Source organism: Viridibacillus arenosi (assembly GCF_001955655.1).
Taxonomy (GTDB): Bacteria; Bacillota; Bacilli; order Bacillales_A; family Planococcaceae; genus Viridibacillus; species Viridibacillus arenosi.
In genome coordinates this window covers 103,360-127,071 of record NZ_MSPW01000005.1, presented here as the reverse complement: position 1 = coordinate 127,071, position 23,712 = coordinate 103,360, and the positions used below count along the sequence as shown (strand labels likewise).

At 35.9% G+C, this 23,712-nt stretch carries 21 protein-coding genes and 1 other annotated feature; of the genes, 13 read left to right on the top strand and 8 right to left on the bottom strand.

All coding sequences use genetic code 11. From position 1 onward, the window contains the following. Positions 1-29: 29 nt before the first annotated feature. Complete coding sequence (locus BK137_RS11450) at positions 30-1,067, bottom strand: YecA family protein (RefSeq protein ID WP_038186305.1); 1,038 nt, start codon at positions 1,065-1,067, stop codon at positions 30-32. A gap of 211 nt (positions 1,068-1,278) precedes the next feature. On the opposite strand from BK137_RS11450, the gene BK137_RS11445 reads away from it, so the two are divergent. After that, positions 1,279-2,976 (top strand): M3 family oligoendopeptidase, encoded by a 1,698-nt coding sequence (locus tag BK137_RS11445; protein ID WP_038186301.1) that lies wholly within the window; start codon positions 1,279-1,281, stop codon positions 2,974-2,976. A 233-nt stretch (positions 2,977-3,209) separates the two neighbouring features. On the opposite strand, the gene BK137_RS11440 is transcribed toward BK137_RS11445, so the two are convergent. Further along, positions 3,210-5,060 carry an LTA synthase family protein gene (locus BK137_RS11440; RefSeq protein WP_235175747.1) on the bottom strand — a complete coding sequence of 617 codons (1,851 nt, stop codon included), beginning with the start codon at positions 5,058-5,060 and terminating at the stop codon, positions 3,210-3,212. Between the two features lie 208 nt (positions 5,061-5,268). Between BK137_RS11440 and BK137_RS11435 the strand changes: the two genes are divergently transcribed. Both BK137_RS11435 and BK137_RS11430 read left to right on the top strand, forming a co-directional pair. Next, a complete protein-coding gene (locus tag BK137_RS11435) occupies positions 5,269-6,348 on the top strand; it encodes an AI-2E family transporter (protein ID WP_038186299.1) in 1,080 nt (359 codons plus the stop codon). Positions 6,349-6,357: 9 nt separating this feature from the next. Further along, positions 6,358-6,978, top strand: coding sequence for an NUDIX hydrolase (locus tag BK137_RS11430; protein WP_038186297.1), 621 nt, complete (start codon positions 6,358-6,360; stop codon positions 6,976-6,978). 447 nt (positions 6,979-7,425) lie between these two features. Here BK137_RS11430 and proS read toward each other — a convergent pair whose 3' ends face one another. After that, entirely contained in the window at positions 7,426-8,856 is a 1,431-nt protein-coding gene (proS, locus tag BK137_RS11425) for a proline--tRNA ligase (protein WP_038186296.1), read from the bottom strand. A 40-nt stretch (positions 8,857-8,896) separates the two neighbouring features. Then, positions 8,897-9,096 (bottom strand) — a binding site (T-box leader). Between the two features lie 81 nt (positions 9,097-9,177). On the opposite strand from proS, the gene BK137_RS11420 reads away from it, so the two are divergent. The 4 genes from BK137_RS11420 (at position 9,178) to BK137_RS11405 (ending at position 11,511) form a co-directional block, all read left to right on the top strand. Further along, on the top strand, positions 9,178-9,717 hold the full coding sequence (locus BK137_RS11420) for a histidine phosphatase family protein (protein ID WP_038186294.1): 540 nt from the start codon (positions 9,178-9,180) through the stop codon (positions 9,715-9,717). Positions 9,718-9,763: 46 nt separating this feature from the next. After that, entirely contained in the window at positions 9,764-10,231 is a 468-nt protein-coding gene (locus BK137_RS11415) for a hypothetical protein (RefSeq protein ID WP_038186292.1), read from the top strand. Positions 10,232-10,273: 42 nt separating this feature from the next. After that, complete coding sequence (locus BK137_RS11410; RefSeq protein ID WP_235175746.1) at positions 10,274-10,666, top strand: GNAT family N-acetyltransferase; 393 nt, start codon at positions 10,274-10,276, stop codon at positions 10,664-10,666. Positions 10,667-10,905: 239 nt separating this feature from the next. Further along, positions 10,906-11,511 carry an alpha/beta hydrolase gene (locus tag BK137_RS11405; protein ID WP_038186290.1) on the top strand — a complete coding sequence of 202 codons (606 nt, stop codon included), beginning with the start codon at positions 10,906-10,908 and terminating at the stop codon, positions 11,509-11,511. A 46-nt stretch (positions 11,512-11,557) separates the two neighbouring features. Here the strand turns inward: BK137_RS11405 and BK137_RS11400 are convergent, their stop codons facing one another. The 3 genes from BK137_RS11400 to BK137_RS11390 form a co-directional block, all read right to left on the bottom strand. Next, positions 11,558-13,675 (bottom strand): MMPL family transporter, encoded by a 2,118-nt coding sequence (locus BK137_RS11400; protein WP_038186288.1) that lies wholly within the window; start codon positions 13,673-13,675, stop codon positions 11,558-11,560. 138 nt (positions 13,676-13,813) lie between these two features. Then, a complete protein-coding gene (locus BK137_RS11395) occupies positions 13,814-14,812 on the bottom strand; it encodes an inorganic phosphate transporter (protein ID WP_038186286.1) in 999 nt (332 codons plus the stop codon). A 14-nt stretch (positions 14,813-14,826) separates the two neighbouring features. Next, entirely contained in the window at positions 14,827-15,447 is a 621-nt protein-coding gene (locus tag BK137_RS11390) for a DUF47 domain-containing protein (protein ID WP_038186284.1), read from the bottom strand. A gap of 240 nt (positions 15,448-15,687) precedes the next feature. Here BK137_RS11390 and BK137_RS11385 point away from each other — a divergent pair, with 240 nt between their 5' ends. The 4 genes from BK137_RS11385 to fumC all read left to right on the top strand — a co-directional run bounded on the left by BK137_RS11385 (position 15,688) and on the right by fumC (position 20,017). Beyond that, entirely contained in the window at positions 15,688-16,221 is a 534-nt protein-coding gene (locus BK137_RS11385; protein ID WP_164491934.1) for an NfeD family membrane protein, read from the top strand. 18 nt (positions 16,222-16,239) lie between these two features. After that, on the top strand, positions 16,240-17,805 hold the full coding sequence (locus tag BK137_RS11380) for a flotillin lipid rafts scaffold protein FloT (RefSeq protein ID WP_038186282.1): 1,566 nt from the start codon (positions 16,240-16,242) through the stop codon (positions 17,803-17,805). 172 nt (positions 17,806-17,977) lie between these two features. Further along, entirely contained in the window at positions 17,978-18,493 is a 516-nt protein-coding gene (locus BK137_RS11375; RefSeq protein ID WP_038186279.1) for a PCYCGC motif-containing (lipo)protein, read from the top strand. A 141-nt stretch (positions 18,494-18,634) separates the two neighbouring features. Beyond that, positions 18,635-20,017 carry a class II fumarate hydratase gene (fumC, locus tag BK137_RS11370; protein WP_038186276.1) on the top strand — a complete coding sequence of 461 codons (1,383 nt, stop codon included), beginning with the start codon at positions 18,635-18,637 and terminating at the stop codon, positions 20,015-20,017. 63 nt (positions 20,018-20,080) lie between these two features. Here fumC and rsiV read toward each other — a convergent pair whose 3' ends face one another. Together rsiV and BK137_RS11360 are read right to left on the bottom strand one after the other, a co-directional pair. Then, on the bottom strand, positions 20,081-20,971 hold the full coding sequence (gene rsiV / locus BK137_RS11365) for an anti-sigma-V factor RsiV (protein ID WP_038186273.1): 891 nt from the start codon (positions 20,969-20,971) through the stop codon (positions 20,081-20,083). Then, on the bottom strand, positions 20,971-21,465 hold the full coding sequence (locus BK137_RS11360) for an RNA polymerase sigma factor SigV (protein WP_038186270.1): 495 nt from the start codon (positions 21,463-21,465) through the stop codon (positions 20,971-20,973). The genes rsiV and BK137_RS11360 overlap by 1 nt, the downstream gene beginning before the upstream one ends. Positions 21,466-21,684: 219 nt before the next feature. Here BK137_RS11360 and BK137_RS11355 point away from each other — a divergent pair, with 219 nt between their 5' ends. Further along, complete coding sequence (locus BK137_RS11355; RefSeq protein WP_038186267.1) at positions 21,685-22,371, top strand: ABC transporter ATP-binding protein; 687 nt, start codon at positions 21,685-21,687, stop codon at positions 22,369-22,371. Position 22,372: 1 nt separating this feature from the next. Next, the gene (locus tag BK137_RS11350) at positions 22,373-23,710 is read left to right on the top strand and encodes an ABC transporter permease (RefSeq protein ID WP_038186253.1); all 1,338 of its coding nucleotides are present in this window, start codon (positions 22,373-22,375) and stop codon (positions 23,708-23,710) included. The last annotated feature ends 2 nt before the right edge of the window (positions 23,711-23,712 follow it).

Genomic DNA, 23,712 nt, shown 5'->3' with positions numbered 1-23,712 from the left:
AGGCAATCCATAATTGGATCGCCTTTTTATTATTGTGCTAAAAATTCGCTAATTTGGTCGCGATATTTTGACACAGATGAAGCGGATACTTCGTAGTATGCTGCAACATCTTTGACTTTCGATAAACCGCCTTCAGGAATGATAGCAGAAGCCTGTCCTGCAAGCACTGCACCTGCAGCGACAGTATTGGCTTTTTTAGCTTTAACTGTGTTTTGTTCTAAATATTGTTGTAGTAAGGCAGTGAATGTATCTGCAGATAGATTGTACTCAGTTACATATTGCTGTACTAGATCAAGAATTTCAGTTTGGAAGGGTGATAGCTCACTTTCCGTTACTGTTTTTTCTTTTTCGACAGCTTTAGTTACAGGTACATCTTCAACAACAGTAGCTGCCACTTCTGATTGAAACTCTGGAGCAACAGCTTCTAGGAACGTTTTGTACAATTCAAATGAATCAGTGATGTTACTTTCAAGCTTGTTGCGTAAAGCTTTTGTAATATTTACTTTGTCATTTGGAATGAAAATAACGCTACTTGTTGCAGTTAAGCCATTTTCACCTTTACGCTTATCTGGCATGAAAATTCCGAATAACCAGTTGCCGCTGAATTTCTTAGATGGAGAGCCAGTCATCAAATAACGTTTGTTAGATACCTCATCAATTAAAGTAATTAATTCGCCATTTTGCGACTCAACTTTTGCAAGTAAGAAAGCTGGTGTTAACCAAGCTGATAAAATATCTTTTACTTGAGGACGAATAGGTTGTGCTAATTGTTTATTTAAATAGTTTCTCCACAAATTCGGGCGATCAATATAAATATATGTTTCCATAGCAATAGTATCTATTAAACTGTCTGCAAATGCATGATTTAATGCGTTCTGCCATTGATGATTGCGTTTTTCTAATGCTTGATAGTCAGCTGTATTAAAGGATTCTTTTACAAAACCTTCCACGACGCGATCGATATCTTCACTTACTAGTGTTGAAATATCTCCTACTGCATTTTTACCACAACATTTTTTGTATTTTTTACCACTGCCACATGGACAAGGATCGTTACGACCTATCAATGTAAAGCACCTCACTTTATAATTAGGCATGAAAATAGGTTAGCACAAAATGAGCTAAAACATAAGTCTTTTAGACGGAGTATTTTAAATAAGTAATTAAATACCATTTTTTTTAACTAATTACGACAATAATAGTTGCAATATTTCTGAAAATATTGAACAATAAGTTTAACGTTTCGACTATCGAAAGATAAAGGAGAGAAGGATACATATGACAACTTTTAAAGACTATGAATATAAACAACCAGATTTAGCTGCTACTAAAAGTAAATTCCACGAACTTTTAGAGGAATTTAAAGCTGCTAAAACAGTAGAAGAACAAAGTTCAGTTATCAGTTCTATTAATGAATTACGTAATAATTTTTCTACTCAATCTACTTTAGTAGAAATTCGTGCTTCTATCGATACAAATAATGAATTTTATCAAAAAGAGAGAGACTATTTTGATGAAATCAACCCCGAGATGGATGATTTAGTCACTGAATACTATAAAGCTCTAACAACTTCAGCGTTTAAACAAGAATTACAAGAGAAGTGGGGACAGCAATTATTTGATTTAGCAGAATACCAAATTAAATCGTTCTCACCTGAGCTCATCTCATTGATGCAAAAAGAGAACAAACTAACATCGGAGTATTCTAAATTAGTAGCTTCAGCTCAAATTGATTTTAATGGTGAAGTATTAACGCTTGCGCAATTAGGCCCTTATGGAGAATCGACAAACGCTGAAACTCGTAAAAAAGCAAAAGAAGCAAGCTTTGGTTTCTTTAAGGAAAATGAAGTGAAATTTGATGAGATATATGATCAGCTTGTTAAAGTACGTCATGAAATGGCAGTGAAATTAGGTTATAAAAACTTTGTTGAACTAGGTTATATTCAAATGAATCGTATTGATTATAACGCTGAAATGGTAAAAAAATTCCGTGATCAAGTAAGAGATTATATTGTTCCAGTTGCAAATAAATTATATGAACGCCAAGCGAAACGCATTGGTGTAGATAAATTAAAATACCAAGACGAAGGATTAAATTTCTTAACAGGTAACGCAACACCAAAAGGAACACCTGAATGGATTGTGGAAAACGGTAAAAAAATGTATGAAGAGTTATCCCCAGAAACTGCTGAATTCTTCAATTTCATGATCGACAATGATTTGATGGATTTAGTAGCGAAGAAAGGAAAAGAGGGGGGCGGTTATTGTACATTTATCGATGATTACGAATCACCGTTCATTTTCTCAAACTTTAATGGTACTTCTGGTGATATTGATGTGTTAACACATGAAGCAGGCCATGCTTTCCAAGTATATACGAGTCGTAATATTGGTATCCCGGAATATATTTGGCCAACTTTTGAGTCTTGTGAAATCCATTCTATGAGTATGGAATTTTTCACATGGCCTTGGATGGAACTATTCTTTAAAGAGGATACAGAGAAATACAAATTTGCTCACCTTAGTGGTGCATTATTATTCTTACCATATGGTGTAGCTGTCGACGAGTTCCAACACGTTGTTTATGAAAACCCTGAAATGACACCAGCAGAACGAAAAGCTGCTTGGAAAAAAATAGAGGGAATTTATTTACCACACCGTGACTATGATGGTATTGAATATGTAGAGCAAGGTGGTTTCTGGCAACGTCAAGCTCATATTTATGCTAGCCCGTTCTATTATATTGATTACACGTTAGCGCAGATCTGTGCATTCCAATTTTGGAAACGTTCAAGAGAAAATCACGAGGAAGCATGGGCAGATTATATCCACCTTTGCCAATTAGGAGGTTCACAATCTTTCACTAATCTTGTAGCGGAAGCGAATCTAGTATCACCATTTGAAGAGGGTTGTGTTGAATCTGTTATTGATTCGATTGAAGAATATCTAAATTCAGTTGAGGATGACAAATTGTAAAAGGTATTTAGAAAACTGTTTACGGAGTGCTTTTAGAAGCAAATCAGAGTGAATACACAAATATATCTCTCGTCCTTATTAATTATTCTAATGATTAATAAGGACGAGTTTTTTTGCATTAATATTTAGTTTCAATAATAAAAAACAGAAGAAGACCATTTGTAACGTAGGGAAATTATTTATGCATAAAAAAAGCCTTATTGAATTTAAGTTTTCAATAAGGCTTTTTTTACTTATTGTCCGATTTGTTCTCGACGAAGTTGATCGGAGTATTGCAGTATTGATAGTGTATTATTGATGTTTTTTTGTGATCGGTTTGTAAGTTTTGCCCTTTTCATTGTTTCTCGCGTTAACAATGAGGCTGGGTGTTGAGCACTTGGTGCGATATACATCGTGTGATCGCTTATATAAGAGCCCCCAGGCAAGTAATAGCGCATGCCGAGTAGGTTATGTTCATATTGGAATAAGTTGTGTCCTATGAGCTGTGAAGTAGGTTCAATGCCAAGTAAATTTAAAAGTGTAGGCATTAAATCTGTTTGTCCACCAAGATGTGTAATTTGCTCATTGTCAAAAATTCCCGGTGCCGTAAATAGTACAGGTACTATGAATCGATCATTCAAATTGTAAGGATGGCCAAGTAAATCTTCCAATAGCACTTGGTCTTCTTCTGTTACAGGTTTTCCATGTAAACCAGAATGATCACCATAAATGAGAATAACGGAATTGTCGTACAATCCTAAACGCTTAAGATTAGCAACAAACTGTCCAATTTGCCTATCTGTATAACGAACTGATTGTAAATAGTCTCCAACATATGTGTCGTTGAATTTCGTTGGTAATTCTAGATATTTGTAGTCATCAGGCATTTTAAATGGCGTATGGCTAGTTAGTGTAATGATATTGGCGTAAACTCGATTGAATTGTCGTAACAAACTTTGTATTTGCGATTCAGCAAAACGAAATGTTACTTCATCTGCAGGACCAAAGCCGATAATTTGCTGCTCGGGAATATCATCTGAAGTATAGGTGTGGTCAAAGCCTAGAGCAGGATAAAGCTTATTTCGATTCCAATACGATATATCATCAGCATGAAATGTAGCTGTACCGTAACCTTCTGTACTTAGCATCCGAGGCAAGGAAGCAACCTCCGAATCCTTTAGTGAATTGACAGTAGGATCCATACCTTCAGGATAAAGCCCTGTATGCATAATCCATTCAGCATCTGAAGTGTTACCTGCACCGATTTGTTGGTAAACATTATTGAAATATGCACTATCCTTCAGTATCTTATTTAGATTTGGTGTAATTTCTTGGCCATTAATATCACGGTTAATAACAAAGTTTTGTAATGATTCTACTTGAATTACAAAGACGTTTCGGTTTTTAGCTACACCAAATGTTTTGTGTTTGTTAAATGGGACATAGTCATTGCCCTTTAGCCTTTCAAGATCGGCATCACTTAGCTTTTCTTGAGTAGCAAGCGCTACACCAAAGCTTCGCGCATACAATTGAACGATTTGGGATTGTAAGTAACCGTTTTCTTTGGCGAAATAAGATACATCGATAAGAGGCTGTCTAAATGCAAGTGCTGTCGTTACGATACCGATACAAGTGAAGGTAAATAGCCCTTTTCTTACGTCTGTGTAGGAAAGTTGGCGTTCTTTTGTGAAATAACGAATTAGGGGCAGCAACAAAACAATATCTAAGAAAAACAGGTAGTCATAAGGGGTTCCAAGTAAGGCAACGGTTCCACCGACTGAATGAGATTGATAAATTTGTTTGACGTCATAATATGAAGGTAATGTTGAAAAATATCGAGTGTAATACAATATGACGATAAATAATGCAGATAAAATGGTATTGAAAATCCATACAGCAAGCCATGTACGCTTTTTAAATAACACTACGACAAGAGTAAGTGCCAAAGCCCACATGGGGTACTCTAGTAACACAATTTGCGTAACCGAGCGGTTGTGGAAAATCACCGTACGAAATGCGATTATCTTCACAAGTAATACGATTAGAATGAGAGTATACGGATGTAGTAAATATTTCTTGCCCATATGAGCCAATTTGCTTTTCATTACACCATCACCTTTATGTAAAGTTCTACTAAATAACGTAACAACACCCAACTGGAAAATCAACTAATGTCACTGGAATTACTTAATTTTTTTAGAATATTTGTATTATAATATTTTTTGTTATTACTGTTTGATTTCTTTTCCAACATAAAATATCGTATACTTAATGATAAAATGGGCCTATTTAGGCTATAAGGAAGTGAAGTTTGTGACGAAAAAGTTATGGTTTCAAACAGGTGTCGGTATATTACTCGCTTTATTAATAGTTAAGTATTTTTTGGAAATAAAACATTTGTTTTATCCAGTGGTTATTATTGCAAGTGCAATTTTCACTCCACTTTTACTAGGTGGAATTTTATACTACATAACAGAGCCTATTCAGCGTTTTTTAGAGAAACGTAAATTTCCGCGATGGGCAAGTATTTTGACCATTATTATTGCATTAGTAGGAGCACTTGGGGGCTTTGTTTCGTGGATTGGTCCTTCTATTGCAGAACAGTTGAGTCATTTAATAAAGAGCACACCTTACTTAGCAAGTGAAATAACAGATATGGCTGATTATATCCAAGATAATCGTGGAAGTTTTCCATCTCAAGTAAATGAATTCATAGATAAGATGGCAAACTCTATTCAAAAATACGCAGTTATGACGAGTGTATTTTTAGTGCAACTAATACAAACGATTGTGTCGTGGGCATTTATCTTAATATTGGTGCCTTTCTTCTTTATCTTTATGTTAAAGGATCACGAGAAATTTGCACCTTCAATGTATAAACTGTTTTCTGGGAACCGTCGCGAATGGATAAAGAAAACACTGTCGGATATTGATGATGTGCTGCGTTCTTATATTCAGGGACAACTACTAATTAGTCTATTATTAGCTATTATGATGTATATCGGTTATTTAATAATTGGATTAGATTACGCATTGTTATTAGTTGTTTTTGCCTTTTTCATGAATGTCATTCCGTTTATTGGGCCATGGATTGCATTTGTCCCAGCTCTAGTTATCGGGTTTTTACAAGAGCCGAAGTTAGCCATTTGGGTATGTGTTGTAACATTAGTAGCGCAACAGATTGATAGTAATTTAATTACACCGAATGTTATGGGTAAATCATTAGATATTCATCCACTAACTGTTATTACAATCATTTTAGCTGCAGGTAATATTGCAGGATTCCTAGGTATTTTACTTGGTGTCCCTGCTTATGCCGTTGGGAAAGTAATTGTAAAAAATGTTTATGAACATCGTAAAGAAATACGTTCAGCTGCAACAAAGAATGTTTAGGTGCCAAATATGGACAGTGAATTATTAAGAATATTTAATGATGAACATGAACCTATTGGTGAGGCAACTAGAGAAGAGGTACACGCGAAAGGCTTTTGGCATGAGACTTTTCATTGCTGGCTTGTTAGTAAGGTAGAAGATAAGTATTATCTTTATTTTCAGCTTAGAAGTGCTTGTAAGAAGGATTATGCAAGTCAGTTTGACATAACGGCCGCTGGACATTTACTAGCGAATGAGCGAGCTCAGGACGGCTTTCGTGAATTACAAGAGGAGCTGGGTTTGCCACTTACGGTTGATGATATGAAAAAGATTGGGGTATTTGAAACGCGTATCCAACAACCACCAATGATCGATCTAGAATTTGCCCATGTGTACTATGTATTTAGTAACGCAGACTTTGAAGGATTTCAATTACAAGAGGAAGAAGTTGCTGGTATTGTTAGAGCAGAGCTTGGTACAGTGCAGGATTTCTACTCAGGTAAGCGTAAAACTTTATATGTCGAGGGGTTTGAAATCATCGAAGATGGAAAGAAGATACCTCTTGTAAAAAATGCTATACACGCTGATTTTGTTGAGCATAATGCATCCTACATGGATAATGTTTTATCAAAGCTAACGGAAGTTTTATAAGAGAAGCACGTTGCAAATGCAACGTGCTTCTTGTTTTGTTGAGAGACGTTTCGGCCGGACACTTAATGTCAAAGAGTGCCTTTGGTTCGAGCCTTACAGTGCTTGTCGAGGGCCGACAGGATGTAGGTCAGATAGCCGTTGCCACAGGACGTGGCAGTTTTAGGCTATCTTCATTTATACGGGCCGCTTCAGCATTTAAGAAAGATATTCAGCTTCAGCGGCCAGACTCTCGAGGTCACTTTCACTTTCTCGGTCGAAAACTGTAAAGATGTTTTCGATTCGAAAGTTACAGTGCTTGTCGAGTCTTGACAGGCCGCTTCAGCATTTAGTATATCCAGCTTCAGGCGCTAGACTCTCGGGTCGTTTCGGTCTCTCGGCACAAGACAAAAAGCGCCTTGTGTTCGAGCCCTCCAACGCCTGTCGAGTCTGGTCAAGCGCCATCAGCATTTAATATGCCTTTGCCCATACGACCATTTTTTCTGCTGGTTTGCTGCAACAGATACATGTTTCTGAGATATGTTCTTGTTCGAATGGCATACATCGGGAAGTTGCACCTGTTTCTTCTTTTATTTTATCTTCACACGCTTGGTCACCACACCACATAGCCTTGATAAATCCTTGTCTTTCTTCAAGTTGTGCTTTGAATGCATCAAATGTTTGAACGGTAAATGTATTTTCTTCGCGGTGATTTAGTGCTTTATTGTATAAATCATTTTGAATTTCCTCTAACATTGCAGGTAATTTTACTTCTAGTTCATTAAGTGGAACGATAATTTTTTCCCCTGAGTCACGACGGGCTAGAACCACTTGATTATTTTCGATGTCCTTTGGCCCTACTTCAAGGCGTACTGGAATACCCTTCATTTCATACTCATTGAATTTCCAACCTGGTTTTTTATCACTAGCATCAATATTAACTCGTGCCACTTTTCCAAGACGTTCTTTTAAATCATAAGCAAAATCCAGGACGCCTTCTTTATGTTGAGCAATTGGTACAATCATTACTTGGGTCGGTGCAATACGTGGAGGAACGACTAGACCACGATCATCACCATGAACCATAATAAGTGCTCCTATTATACGTGTTGTGAAACCCCAAGATGTTTGATGAACAAATTGTTGTTTACCTTCTTTATCAAGATATTTAATATCAAATGCACGTGCAAAACCATCTCCGAAATTATGTGATGTTCCTGATTGTAATGCTTTCCCGTCATGCATTAGCGTTTCGATTGTGTAAGTGGATTCAGCGCCTGCAAATTTTTCCTTCTCAGTTTTTTGCCCTTTTAATACAGGGATAGCTAAGTACTCTTCACAAATTTGAGCATACACATTTAACATACGTAATGTTTCCTCTTGAGCTTCTTCTTGAGTAGCGTGAGCAGTGTGTCCCTCTTGCCATAAAAACTCAAGTGTACGCAAGAATGGACGTGTCGTTTTTTCCCAGCGTACAACATTAGCCCATTGGTTATATAGCTTTGGTAGATCACGATAAGAATGAATAATATTAGCATAGTGTTCGCAGAATAGTGTTTCTGAAGTTGGACGTACAACTAAGCGCTCTTGTAGTTTTTCATCCCCACCATGCGTAACCCATGCCACTTCGGGTGCAAATCCTTTTACGTGATCTTTTTCTTTTTGTAAAAGTGATTCAGGTATGAATAAAGGCATATAAACATTTTCATGACCTGTTTCTTTCAGTTTTGTATCGAGTTCATTTTTGATATTGTCCCACAATGCATAGCCATAAGGACGTATAATCATTGAACCACGAACACTTGAATAATCGATTAAATCAGCTTTTGTTACAACGTCTGTATACCATTGAGCAAAATCCTCATCCATTGCTGTTACGTCTTTTACAAATTGTTTTGCCATTATAAACACCTCTTCTTTAAAATAAAAAGCCCCGCCTTAAATAAGGGACCCATTACGGCGGTACCACCCTTATTTAAAGCGAAGCTTTACTCTCAAACATGTTAACGACTGTCGCCGCGCCATTTTTCAATGACGAACTCGAAGGTAGGTTCAAGAAGCTGTTAATGAGAATCTTCCACCAATCAATTCTCTCTCTATAAAAACAGGTCATTCTTTACTAATCCTTGTCTTAGTTTCAATTATTGTTGTTTGTGATTATAGTATTGTCTAAATAGTATGTCAATACTATATAATATTATTCAAAAGATAGGGGAGTTGTTAATGAAAAAAATTTACATTATTCGTCATTGTAAGGCTTATGGTCAAGAAAAAGAGGCCACTCTTACAAGTGAGGGTATTGAGCAGGCTAAACAATTAGCAGAGAGATTACAACAATACGATATAAAGAGAGTTATTTCTAGTCCATTTACAAGAGCAATCCAAACGATAGAACCATTTTCCAAGAAAATGAAAATAGAAGTTGAACAGGATGAAAGACTAGCTGAACGTGTTTTAAGTACACAAAATTTTGATGATTGGTTAGAAAAGTTGGAACAAACTTTTCTCGATGAAAACTTAAGGTACATAGGTGGAGAATCAAGCAAAGAAGCAGTTGTACGAATTGAACAGTTAATCAAAGAATTACTCGAATCATCTATTGCTGATACTGCAATTGTTTCGCATGGCAATCTATTATCATTACTCATTACAAAATACAATTCGAAATTTGGTTTTACAGGATGGAAAACTATGAGAAATCCTGATGTATTTTTATTGACGAAAGATGGACAAGATGTTGATATAAAGCGAATTGATATGTAAAAAATGCTATACTAAAGGTTGAATGCAAACGAAAAAGGAGTAAATTATGTTAACATTTGAACAAAAACAAGCGATCATCGAAAGTTTCCCTCAATTAACTCGTAAAGAAATTTCGATGAAACGATTAAATTATCACTTTGATGGTAGCCAATATGAGAAAAAAATTGTGGTAGAAAAATTACACCCAAACGGTAACGGTTTTGTTTACGTAGGAGATTTACTACGTTATAAATCAGACGATCGTGGTTTAGTAAATATTCGTGATTTCTCTGAGCAAGAGCTACGTGAAATTATCGAAGATTCCCTTACGTACTTATCTGAAATTGATGAAGTAGTTCCTGAAGTGAGAATTGAGCAAAGCTGGCGTAACCGTAATGATGACCAACTTCTTTTAGTAGAAGAAGATCCTTTTTGGAATGTTTATCATGGCTTCAATTTAGAAGAAAGCTTCGGAACTCGTGATGATGCGGAAAACTATTTATATTCTGAAGGCTTTAAGCCGTCTAAAAAATGATGATAACAATATCGTTTATTGGCGGTATTTGAACGACCACCAATGGACTTGCTGTTACTAGCTGATCCGTCTGAGCACATGATTGCACAATATATTCGCGATGGTAATTATTATATCGCGAGTATGGCGGGTGAGGATGTTGGGGTGGTCGTTTTGTTGATTCATAATACAGAAGCCATCGATATAATGAACATTGCTGTAGTTGGAAAATGGCAAGGACAAGGGTTTGGTAAGTCACTTATTCAGCACGTCATAAGTGAAGCGACAGCCGGTGGTTATCGTCGAATTCTAATTGCTACTGACAACTCTAGCATTGGGCAACTGGCGCTGTATCAAAAATATGGATTCCACATGATCAAAATTGAATATGATTATCTTATTAATCATTATAAGAAGAAATTTTTGAGAACAGTATACAATTTCGAAATCGGATAGTTCTCGCAAAGGAATGCTAAAGGAAGTAGGTAATTTTATGTCTGGCAAAAAGACAGTTATTGCATTAATTAGTGTCGTAATAATTGCAGTTATATTGATTGTCCTTTCAATTCAACTATTTTATAAGAATCATCCTAAGCAAAGTTCCAAAGCATATTCATTGACTCCTATTACTGTTCAATCTATAATTATCTCGAATTCAAGATATTGATTATAGAATATAGATAGGGGGGTTCTCCATGCAACATATTTTCATTAAAGGTACTGACGATAGTAAGCCAACATTGTTATTGCTACATGGTACTGGTGGGAATGAACATGATTTAATTTCTTTAGCAAAAGAGATTGATCCAACAGCTTCTCTTTTAGGTGTACGAGGAAATGTTGTAGAGAATGGCATGCCACGCTTTTTCAGACGTTTAGCAGAAGGCGTTTTTGATATGGAGGATTTAGAGGTCCGTACAAAAGAATTGGCTGAATTTATCGACGAAGCAGCAGTGCAATATGGCTTCAATCGAGATAATATTGTAGCAATTGGCTATTCAAACGGGGCAAATATTGCAGGTAGTTTGTTATTCCGTAATGGGCCAATCGTGAAAGGTGCTATTTTACATCATCCAATGGTTCCAAGAAGAGACATTGAAGTACCGGTATTATCACAGTTACCAATCTGGATTGGTGCTGGTAAAAACGATTATATGTGTCCTCCTCAAGAATCAAAAGATTTAGAAGGATTGTTAACAGCAGCAGGGGCAGAAGTAGAAGTATATTGGAGCGACTATGGTCATCAGTTAACACATGATGAATTAAAAGCAGCAAAAGTTTGGTATGCAAATCACTTTTAATAAATATGAAAAGAGGCAACCTGATTATTAACAGATTGCCTCTTTTTTATTTGCGATTTTTCTTTTGAAATGGCATCCACCAGTTCCAGTCACCTAATAATTTCATCAGACTTGGTACGAGCATTAGACGTATAATTGTTGCATCAATAGCAATGGCAATGGCAATGCCGACGCCTATTTGCTTCACAGGCATTACATCTGTGAAGGCGAATGCACCTGTTATAACAATCATAATTAACGCAGCAGACGTAATGATTTTACTTGTAGAAGTAAGTCCATCAATCGTAGCGCGCGTATTACTCGCTCCTTTTTCATATTCTTCTTGAATTCTTGAGATAAGGAATACTTCATAGTCCATACTTAAGCCGAATACAAGACAAAATGTAATAACAGGTATGATTAATACAATTGTCCCTTCCTCTATTCCGAAACTTCCGTATTGGAAGATATATACAAGGATTCCGAAAGCTGATGATAAGCCAATAATATTCATTAAAATAGCCTTTATAGGAATTAACACCGAATGGAATGCAAGCATTAGAATAAAGAATGTAGAAACAATAATAATGGATAAGGCTATGACGATTTTATTTGAAATTTCATCGAAAATTTCTTGATTAAACTTCGCTTCTCCACCAAGTTTAAAGTTCATGTTTAAATCTTTATCCGACCACTTTCTCACCCAATCTTGTGCCTTTGTAGATGCTCCTTTAGCATCTAATGTAATTGGGATAAATAACTGTTTGTCGTGAATGAAAGTTTCCTTTAAAGGCTTAAGTTGTTCGCTAGCAGAAAGGTTTTTCATACTTTGCTGCCAGTCCTCTACGTGATTGATTTTAGATTCCGTGAAAATGGTCTTCACATCGAGGACTAAGTTATCTTTCTGTAATGCTTTTTGTAGCTTTAGGATGTCATTTAAACCAGCTTTGGAATCCCATCCATCTTCACGTTCTGCTAATAAATAAACTGTAGAATATTTACCTAAATCAAATTCTTTTTGTAATTTCTCAAAAGAAGTACGAGAATCATATGAAGTTGGTAAAGCATCCATTTGTGGAATAGTTAGTTTCATATCTTTCACAGGGACAATACCTATTCCTAAGATAATCAAGGAAATAATAGCGATTGTCACTGGACGTTTCATAACCAGTGTTGCAAAACTACGCCAACGAGATACACTATTCGGTTTCACCCGAATAATCGTCCATTTATTTAAGCGATCACCCAATAACAATATGCTTGCAGGTAACAAAGTTAATGAAGCAACAACTGCTAGGAAAACTGCAATCGTACCACCTAGTGCGATATTATGGAATATTTCTACTTGGATAACAATCATCGCACCGAGACCAATCATGACACAAAATGCAGAAAAAATAATCGAGCGTCCGGCAGTTTGAATCGTTGTTTGCACAGCTTGTTGAATGGTAGAGTGCAATCTTTCCTCACGATAACGATTGATAAACAACAATGCGAAATCTATGCTGAGTGCTAGCCCAAGCATAGGGATAATATTCATTATGAAGATGGATAAATCAAACTGTCCACTCAGCATAGATAGTATGCCAAACGCAGATACGACGGTAATGATACCAATTACAATTGGTAGAATTGAAGCAACAACGCTACCAAATGCTAGTAATAAAACAAGTACTGCAATGGGTAATCCAATTGCTTCTGCGTTAGCTAAATCCTTTTGACTGGCTGTATTAAGATCGGATGAAATCACCGATCCACCTGTAATAGTAATTCCTTGTTTATTGTTTATTTTATCTCGTATTTTCGGTACTACAATTGACATATCCTCTATGGTATTATCGAAATTTAAAATAGCATAGGAGATATTTTTTTTATGAAGTTCCGAGTTCTTTAAAGGAGATTGAATAGAATCGATTTCCTCTACTTCTTCGATTTTCTGTAAAGTCGCTTTAATATCTTCGTCTTTAACTTTATCAAATACGACAAATATGGTTTCAGCAGGTAGACCAAATTCTTCTGTTAGTTCGTTCATAACAGCTTGATGATCGCCATTTACTTTAAAACCATCGCCTTTTAATTGACCAGGTAATTGAATAGCAAAGTATGCAAAGATAATGAACAATGCACACCAAATCGTTGCAATTATTTTATAATATTTTGTTATGAATCGAGATAAACTTTGCAAATGTATGTACCACCTTTCTTAAACAACTCTATGTGATTAGTGTAAAGCATTCTGTCTTACTTTGTCGTTAAACAGTCAAAATTTTTACATAAAAAAAGTTCCCATCCTATAGCGAATGGAAACCTAATAAGGTAATTATTAGATAAATAAGTTGAGAACAAAAAAGATAGCTGCTCCCATTATTGCAGATGTTGGTAAAGTGATAATCCACGTAAGAACGATTTTCTTTGCTACGCCCCATTTAACACCTTTTACACGTTGAGCCGAACCAACCCCCATGATAGAAGAGGAGATAACATGTGTTGTACTTACAGGTAAATGAAGTTGTGTAGCTCCGAAAATAACAGCGGCAGAAGCTAAATCAGCAGCTGCTCCATTAACAGGTCGGATTTTCATGATTTTACCGCCAACAGTTTTGATAATTTTATATCCACCAATGGATGTACCTAATCCCATTGCAGTTGCAGCTGCAATACGTACCCACATTGGAATATCGTCACCAGTTTGTAATCCAGCAGCAATTAAAGCCATTGTAATAATACCCATTGATTTTTGAGCATCGTTTGTACCGTGGGTAAAAGATTGTACCGCAGCAGTGAAAATCTGTAGTCTACGGAATCCTTTATTCGTACGGTATAAGTTTAAGTCTTTGAATACCACTTTGAAAATGGACATCATGATAAAACCAGCAACGATAGCAATAAATGGTGAGTAGATTAATGCTTTAATAATTTTGATAAATCCTTCATAGTTCAATACAGCAAAACCTGCAGCAGCAATCGCTGCACCAGCTAAAGAGCCGATTAGAGCATGCGATGAACTAGATGGAATACCATAATACCAAGTTACTAAGTTCCAAATAATTGCGGATAGCAAAGCGGCTAAAATAATGACAACCCCGTTATCAATTGCAAAAGGGTCAACGATATCTTTGGCCAATGCTTTTGCTACACCTGTAAATGTTATTGCACCTATAAAGTTCATAGTTGCGGCCATTAATACAGCTACACGAGGTGGTAATGCACGTGTAGAAACAGCAGTTGCGATGGCATTTGCAGTATCGTGAAAACCGTTAATGAAGTCGAATAATAATGCAAAAACAACAACAAGAATGGTTAAAAATAGAACTGTATCCAATATATCTACATCTCCTAGGCGTTACGCATTATAATTGTATCCATTGTATTTGCAACATCTTGGCAGTAATCAGCTACTTCTTCAAGTTGTTCGTAAATATCTTTGAATTGAATTATGCGAATAGGATCTTTTTCATGTAAGAATAGTTGTTTAATTGAAGTGCGAAGAACGTCATCACATTTGCGCTCATAGTCTTTAATGAGGATGGAATGATCACGCATATCGATCAGTTTTTTATTTGTTAAATGTCCCATTGCTGCGACAATTTCATCTGTACTTTTTACGATGTATTTAAGGAAATCACGCATATAATCGTCTACCTCTGTTAATGAGAACATCTCGAAGTGGGCGATACAGCCTTCAATGCCATCAAGAACATCATCCATACGTACAGCTAATTCCAAAATATCTTCACGTTCGATCGGTGTCATAAATGATTTGTTTAACATGAAAATTAATTCATGAATTAATTTATCTCCATCGGTCTCATACTGTTTTAATGTTACGCTAAGCTCTTTTAAATCTGCGATGCTTGTAATTTTAAAATCATCTGCATAATGTACAGCTTCATTAACTGTTTCTGCAATTTTCAACAGCGACGCAAAAAAAGGGTCTTGTTTTTTTGAGCTAAACATGTGAATCCTCCTAGGTTGAATATCAACTTATCAATCTCTTTTAACGCTACACAATCATAACAAAATGCAATAGGAATCCCCACATTATTTACATAATTTCGACTAAAATTTACATTCCCGTAACATTAGAAATAATTATAAATAAAATGTGTAAATTATTTGAAAAAAATGAAACTTTATCTCCACTTAACCGTATAACGTATTGTAAGGAAAATAACATAAGTATGAGAGGTGAGTCTAATAGAACTGTTTGGTATAGCAATCCAACAAGTATATTTATATTCCCTAATAATTTTTGCAGTATGCATGGTCTTATTTTTATTTTTTGGAGATGTAATTGATGGTGTTGGAGAAGGTATTCCGTTTTTTAATCCAGCGGTTATTCTTTCTTTTCTAACATTCTTTGCAGCAATTGGTTTCATCTTAGAAAGTTTAACGTCATTTTCTAGTATCATGATCATCGCAATTGCAACAATTATCTCTACCGTATTAAGTGTATTGCTCTATTTCTTTATCTTATTACCATTAAAATCAGCAGAAGTATCAATGGCATATACTGATGAGTCATTGGCAGGGCAAATTGGTAAGGTAATCGTACCTATTCCTGTTGATGGGTTCGGTGAAGTTGTTATTGAAACTATAAATGGTTTAATTTCAAAACGTGCTGTAGGTTTTGATAATGAGGAAATTGAGTATAATCAACAGGTCCTTATAGTAGAAGTAAAAGAAGGCACGGTGTATGTCAGAGCATATGAACCGATGTTTTCAAATTAGATTAAAGGGGGAAATGAAATGGATTTTGGAAATATAGGGTTATTAGTCGTAATAGGAATTGTAGCTTTTGTATTATTAGCGATTATTGGTGTTTATGTAACAAAATACCGAACAGCAGGTCCAGATGAAGCGCTGATCGTAACAGGTAGTTACTTAGGATCAAAAAACGTACATACAGACGAATCAGGTAATCGAATTAAAATTATCCGTGGTGGTGGTACATTCGTACTTCCTGTATTCCAGCAAGCAGAACCATTAAGCTTATTATCTAGTAAACTAGAAGTCACTACACCTGAAGTATATACAGAGCAAGGTGTTCCAGTAATGGCAGATGGTATTGCAATCATTAAAATCGGCGGGTCTATTTCTGAAATTGCTACAGCAGCAGAGCAGTTTTTAGGCAAACCTAAAGAAGAACGCGAAAATGAGGCGAAGGAAGTTTTAGAAGGTCATCTACGTTCGATTTTAGGTTCTATGACAGTTGAAGAAATTTATAAAAACCGCGATAAATTTTCTCAAGAAGTTCAACGCGTCGCATCACAAGATTTAGCGAAAATGGGTTTAATCATCGTTTCATTTACAATCAAGGATGTACGTGATAAAAACGGTTACCTTGATTCATTAGGGAAGCCAAGAATAGCACAAGTAAGACGTGACGCTGACATTGCAACAGCAGAGGCAGAAAAGGAAACACGTATTAAACGTGCTGAATCAGATAAAGAAGCGCAAAAAGCAGAGCTTGAACGTGCCACTGAAATTGCAGAAGCAGAAAAAGAAAACCAATTAAAAGTAGCTGAATTCCGCCGCGAGCAAGATGTCGCTAAAGCCCGTGCTGACCAAGCATATGAGCTAGAATCAGCTAAAGCAAAACAAGAAGTAACAGAACAAGAAATGCAAGTTCGTATCATCGAGCGTCAAAAACAAATTGAATTAGAAGAAAAAGAGATTCTTCGTCGTGAGAAACAATACGATTCTGAAGTGAAGAAGAAAGCCGACGCGGATCGTTATGCAATAGAGCAAAACGCAGCAGCAGATAAAATGAAACAATTAGCTCAAGCTGATGCGGAGAAATATAGCATTGAAGCTAGAGCGAAAGCTGATGCAGAAAAAGTACGTTTAGATGGTCTTGCAAAAGCTGACTCTGAACGTGCACAAGGTGAAGCCGAAGCAGATATTATCCGTCTTAAAGGTCTTGCGGAAGCAGAAGCGAAACGTAAGATTGCCGAAGCGTTCGAGCAATATGGCCAAGCAGCTGTACTTGATATGGTCATTCACATGATGCCTGAATACGCGAAACAAGTTGCTAGTCCGCTTTCAAATATCGACAAAATAACAGTCGTTGATACAGGAAGTGGTGGTGAAGGCGGCGGTGGTGCTAACAAAGTCACTGCTTATGCAACGAACTTAATGTCTACTTTACAAGAATCTCTTAAAGAGACATCGGGGATTGATATGAAAGAGCTAATAGAAAACTACTCGGGCAAAGGTACGATTCGCCCAAGTATCGAAAGATTAGCTGATGAAATCCAAGGTAAGTCAACTGCATCAACAACTGCAGTTATTGAACCAAAAGAAGAAGCTTAAATAAAAGGGCTGGCTCATGAAAATGAGTCAGCTTTTTATGTATAAAAAGAATAAGACTTGTCTAACTATATAAAAAGCCTACTACTTAATAATAATGTTGCTTATTTGTCATACAAGTTTAAATACTTATTAAGGTACAATAGGGGAAAAGTGTGTGAAGGAGTTATTAGTAATGAAATTTAAATGGTTTACGTTATTACTAGCTGGTTCTATGATATTGACTGCTTGCAGTAGTGGTGAGGACAAGGCAGAAGAACCGGTAAAACAAGAAAAACACAATGAAGAATCAGGACATCAACACACTGTAGCTAATGGTGATATTCAAGAGACGACAGCTTCAGCAGATGTTCTTCCAAGTTTTTTAGATAAACAATCTGAAGATTTGAAGCTTGTTTATAAAGCGACAGGTCAAGCAACAGAGATTCTTAAATGGATACCTTGCTATTGTGGATGTGGAGAAAGTGCAGGCCATAAAAGCAATATGAACTGCTTTATTAAAGAAGTGAAAAAGGATGGCTCAATCGTTTGGGATGATCATGGAACAAGATGTGTAGCTTGTGTAGAAATCGCAATCCAATCAATTAAAATGGCGCAAGAGGGTAAGTCATTAAAAGAGATTCGTGATGTAATTGATGAAGCTTATAAAGAAGGTTACGCTAAACCAACGCCAACGCCAATGCCAGCTTAATCGTATAATTCAACCTTGTATAATTTTTTATACAAGGTTTTTTTATTTCAAACAGCAGATAAGACATTTCAATGAGAAAGCGTTATCATAAATAACAGAAAGGTAATAAATTTCGTAGAAAAACAAGGGAGATGGATGATTTTGGATTATCGTATTGAACATGATTCTATGGGAGAAGTTAAAGTACCAGCAGCACATAAATGGGGAGCTCAAACACAGCGTAGTAAAGAAAATTTTAAAATTGGTACAGAACAAATGCCAATTGAATTTATTTATGCATATGCACTTCTTAAAAAAGCAGCAGCGACTGTTAGTGCTGAACTTGGTAATCTGTCACAAGTTAAGGCCAATGCCATTGTTCACGCAGCTGATGAAATTATTGCAGGTAAATGGGATGAAGAATTCCCACTTGTTGTGTGGCAAACGGGTAGTGGTACGCAAACTAATATGAATGTCAACGAAGTAATCGCTCATCTAGGAAATGCATATTTGCAAAAACAAGGTAGTGATGAAAGACTGCACCCAAATGATGATGTTAACAAATCTCAAAGCTCTAACGACTCATTTCCGACAGCTATGCATATTGCTGCTATTACTGTTGTTACGAATGATTTACTACCAGCTCTACAAGAGATAAAAGAAACATTGCTGGCGAAAGCTGAGCAATTTAAAATGACGATTAAAATTGGCCGTACGCATTTGCAAGATGCAACACCTTTAACACTTGGTCAAGAGATAAGTGGATGGTTGCATATGATTGAGAAATCAGAACAAATGATAAAGCAAAGTAAAGAACATTTGCTAGAGCTTGCTATCGGTGGAACGGCAGTAGGGACGGGCATTAATGCACCTAGTGAATTCGGTGATCTTGTTGCAAATGCTTTAGATAAAGAAACGGGACTCCAATTCGTTTCATCTGCAAACAAATTCCATGCACTCACAAGCCATGATCAAATTGTTCATGTGCATGGTGCTTTAAAAGGCTTAGCAGCAGATATGATGAAAATTGCCAATGATGTGCGATGGCTTGCAAGTGGTCCTCGAAGTGGTATCGGTGAAATTACCATTCCTGAAAATGAACCGGGTAGCTCGATTATGCCGGGTAAAGTGAACCCGACGCAAAGTGAAGCTGTAACGATGGTGGCGACGCAAGTTATGGGGAATGATGTGACGATCGGTATTGCAGCTAGTCAAGGAAATTTTGAACTCAATGTATTCAAGCCAGTTATTCTATACAACTTCATGCAATCTGTCCGTTTGTTAAGTGATGTTATCCGAAGCTTTAACGAACACTGTTTGGTAGGCATTGAGGCAAATGAAGAAAAGCTAGACCATTTTGTGAAAAATTCACTTATGTTAGTAACAGCACTTAATCCACATATTGGTTATGAAAATGCAGCTAAAATAGCGAAGCATGCACATAAAAATGGCCTAACATTAAAAGAAGCAGCACTTGAAACAGGGTTATTAACTGAAGCTCAATTTGATGAAATCGTAGATCCAGTGAAGATGATTCAATTTTAAATTAAGACATTAAAAAGCCTTGCATTTCAGCAGAGAAAACACTGCTGAGTGCAAGGTTTTAAATTATTTAATATAGTGATTACTTACAAGATCTTTTTGTATAACGCTTGTTGGGATTTTGAATTTTACAGAACCCATATAGCCTGGTGCAACCTCATATTGATCAAAGTAGATGATAAGCTCATTATTTTTTGTAATAGAGAAGTTTTGATCTGCTTTAATTTTGTCAAAGCCATCGTTTGTTTCTGATTCTCCTGCAATAAAGTAGGTTTTTTCAACATCAGCAGCCATTTGTTTACGCATCTCATCTTTCATATAAGTTGAGATGGTATCGATATAGGCATTGTCTTTGAATAGACTTGGTAAAGTAATGAGTAATTCATTCTTTTTGTCTATTGTATCGTTATGAATTGTTTCATAGCTTGAAGCTTGTGTTTCTACAGTATAACGACTAATTGAAAGTAAGTCATCTGTATCTGTTAATACTTTGTAGCCCGCGTCTACACCTAAGTGACCTCCGCCTTGTTCTTCAATTTTGGCCATTTTCTTTTGGAACTGGGCAAATAGCTGAGCATTTTCTTGCTCGTATTTTGAGTTCAATGTTGTTTCCAATTCTTTGTTTTCAAGGCCTGTAATTTGAGGGGTTGAAATGTTGGCTTGCGAATTGTCGTTACCATCAGCTATTTCATTCATAGTGATAACTTTGACAATTGAATTTAAGACAGGAATGTTAGACATTGATTGTGCAAATGCAGGACTCAGGTTTACACTACCTGCAAATAATATGGCAGCAGCTGCGGCACCTAGTCCAAAATTTTTAAAAGGGTTCATATTTTTTCGTTTATTGTTTTTCATTGGATTAGCTTCCTTTATAGCTTTTTGGACAACAAAATCTAGTTCTTCAGGAATTTCAATATTGTCGAATCTTTTTTTGGCGTCGTTAATTTTACTCATTATTCCACATCCTCTTTCATTTCTATGCGTAGCTTGCGCAATGCGGCATAAAGCCTTGTTTTAATTGTGTTGCTATTTTCCCCGAGCATTTCGGCAATATCATCGATTTTCATATCCTCAAAGAAGCGCAAAATGATAATGGTTTTGTAAGTTATGGGTAAATGATCAATGGCGTCATATAAGTCTAAATCATGTAATTCATTTTCTTGATTTGGTAAATGAAAATCAAGAATTTCATCCGGAGAGGCGATTGTTCGTTTGTTTCTCTTTATATAATCTATGGATGTATTGATTAAAATACGGTAAAACCATGTTTTAATGTATTCAATTTGTTCTATATAATCGATTGATTTGAGTGCTTTAACAACGCTCTCCTGTACGATATCCAGTGCATCTTCTTTATTTTTGACATAGCTAAATGCTAGTCGGTAATAAGAATGCTGATTTTCTATTATAAATGCTTCTACAAGCTTGTATTTTTCCTCTTTTGTCATGACCAGTTAACTCCTTCACAAATATAGCGTATCGCGAAAACACTACAATATTTTGACTTGGAAGTACCACGAAAAGTTTGCGTCTACACAAATTAATTTGAAAACCTTAACGCCACTATATCTAATCTTAAGAATTTCTTCATCTTTATCCTCCTTATTACTTAAGAATCTATGTATATACTTAATTTCAGTAAGTAAGTGGAGAGGGGCTAAAATAAATTGATTGAAATAAAAAATGTGAGTCATACATTTGCTATAGGAAAAAAAGGTAAAGAAAAAAAAGTGCCAGTGTTGAAGGATTTATCATTCGATGTGGCAAAAGGAGAAATAGTTTCAATTGTTGGTAAGAGTGGATCTGGTAAATCGACATTGCTAAATACTATTGCTGGCTTTATGACGCCTGAATTTGGATCAATTGTTATCAATGGTCAAGAAACAGTTTCTATGAATGAAGTTACTCATGCGCAGTTCCGATTAGAAAATTTTGGATTTATCTTTCAAAACTTTCAACTGATGCCGGGTTTAACGGCGTTTGAAAATATTGAATTACCACTAAAGATTAAAGGTATTCCTTCTGCAAAGCGGAAGGTAAAAGTAAAAGAACTATTACAACAAGTAGGGTTGGAAAATGTTTCAGACCATTATCCAAATGAGTTATCGGGTGGGCAGCAACAGCGTGTTAGTATTGCCCGTGCATTAGTAACTAATCCGCCGATATTATTAGCGGACGAGCCTACAGGAAGTTTAGATTCGGAAACAGAGCAAGATATTTTACTCCTTATTCAAAGCCTTAATAAAGCGTTGAATTTAACATTTGTCATTATTACACATGATGAAGAAGTGGCTAATATAGCACATCACAAATTCAGAATGCACGATGGCGAATTAGTTAAGGAGGTATTGTAATATGTTATTTAAGGATCAAGTAGATTTTGTTAGACAACACTTAAAGAAAAATAGGCTACGTGTGTTTACAACTGTTTTAGCAACTACTATGGGATGTGCGTTTTTAATTGTATTAGCATCCATCGGTTTTGGTTTACAAGGGTCGATGGAAAGAGAAATCTTAACAGATCAAAAATTGACAGAAATTGAGGTACACGGAGATCCTCAAAAGAAAATCGATGTAGATGCCATTAGAAAAATGGAGAATGTCAGAGCAGTGGTTGAAAAAACAAATGCTCAACTATCGGCTAACGTAAAATTTGAGGAACGTACAAATAGCGTACCAGTAAACATGACTGAATTTGATAACGAAGAAAAAGTCGGGAGTAAATTATCTGAAGGTCGTCTACCTCAAAATTCTGATGAAATTGTAGTTGGTTATCATTTTGCAGAGAATTTATTATCGAAAGCAGAGTTGAAAGAGCAAGAAAAGTTAAATGAGGAATCTGCAGAAAATGACACAACTTCTACTAAGCAAGCAAAGAAACTTGGTTACAAGGAATCGCTAGTAGGTAAAACAATTTCAGTAAAACTACAAGATTATGATAATGATAAGGCAATTAATAAAGAGTTAACATTCAAAGTGGTTGGTGTATCAGAAAAACCGGCAAAAGATTGGCTTATTAAAAATACGATACTATTTAGTCATGAACTAAAAGGCGAGTTTTATAATATTTATAAGGCATCTGTAAAAGATTCGAAAAACATAAAAGCTGAAAAAGATATGTTCTATCCGGAGATAAAAGTACATGCTACGAATTTAGAAGCAGTAAAAGGTGTAATAGCCAAACTGAAGGATAAAGGTTTAAGTGTTTACTCAGTTACTGAGCAATTAGATGATATCAATGTTATATTCTTAGCATTTAAAGTAGGTTTAATCTTTGTAGGGACGATTGCTGTATTAATTGCTTCTATTGGTATTTTCAATACAATGACAATGGCTGTTACTGAGCGTACTCGTGAAATTGGGGTCATGAAGGCGATTGGGGCAAGTCCGAAATTGATCCAGCGATTATTCTTAATGGAAAGTGCTTGGATTGGTATTTTAGGAACAGCGATTGCAATTGTTATATCATACGGTATTAGTTTCTTATCAAACTGGCTATTGCCAATTATAATTGATATGGCTACTGATTCAAAGCAATTCCAAGAAGCGGATATTGTATTCTCAGATATTCCTTGGCAACTAATACTTGTAGCTTCAGCTATTAGTATTGGAGTAGCATTACTTTCAGGTTGGAGACCAGCACGTAAAGCAACAAAGATTGATGTTATTCAAGCGTTACGACAAGAATTATAATT

Excerpts from the sequence above, each read along its gene's own strand:
- BK137_RS11405 (WP_038186290.1), top strand. The coding sequence starts at position 10,906 with ATGCAACATATTTTCATTAAAGGTACTGACGATAGTAAGCCAACATTG.
- proS (WP_038186296.1), bottom strand. The coding sequence starts at position 8,856 with ATGGCAAAACAATTTGTAAAAGACGTAACAGCAATGGATGAGGATTTT.
- BK137_RS11350 (WP_038186253.1), top strand. The coding sequence starts at position 22,373 with ATGTTATTTAAGGATCAAGTAGATTTTGTTAGACAACACTTAAAGAAA.
- BK137_RS11375 (WP_038186279.1), top strand. The coding sequence starts at position 17,978 with ATGAAATTTAAATGGTTTACGTTATTACTAGCTGGTTCTATGATATTG.
- BK137_RS11410 (WP_235175746.1), top strand. The coding sequence starts at position 10,274 with ATGGACTTGCTGTTACTAGCTGATCCGTCTGAGCACATGATTGCACAA.
- BK137_RS11430 (WP_038186297.1), top strand. The coding sequence starts at position 6,358 with ATGGACAGTGAATTATTAAGAATATTTAATGATGAACATGAACCTATT.
- BK137_RS11420 (WP_038186294.1), top strand. The coding sequence starts at position 9,178 with ATGAAAAAAATTTACATTATTCGTCATTGTAAGGCTTATGGTCAAGAA.
- BK137_RS11440 (WP_235175747.1), bottom strand. The coding sequence starts at position 5,060 with ATGAAAAGCAAATTGGCTCATATGGGCAAGAAATATTTACTACATCCG.
- rsiV (WP_038186273.1), bottom strand. The coding sequence starts at position 20,971 with ATGAGTAAAATTAACGACGCCAAAAAAAGATTCGACAATATTGAAATT.
- BK137_RS11390 (WP_038186284.1), bottom strand. The coding sequence starts at position 15,447 with ATGTTTAGCTCAAAAAAACAAGACCCTTTTTTTGCGTCGCTGTTGAAA.
- BK137_RS11360 (WP_038186270.1), bottom strand. The coding sequence starts at position 21,465 with ATGACAAAAGAGGAAAAATACAAGCTTGTAGAAGCATTTATAATAGAA.
- BK137_RS11380 (WP_038186282.1), top strand. The coding sequence starts at position 16,240 with ATGGATTTTGGAAATATAGGGTTATTAGTCGTAATAGGAATTGTAGCT.
- BK137_RS11445 (WP_038186301.1), top strand. The coding sequence starts at position 1,279 with ATGACAACTTTTAAAGACTATGAATATAAACAACCAGATTTAGCTGCT.
- BK137_RS11415 (WP_038186292.1), top strand. The coding sequence starts at position 9,764 with ATGTTAACATTTGAACAAAAACAAGCGATCATCGAAAGTTTCCCTCAA.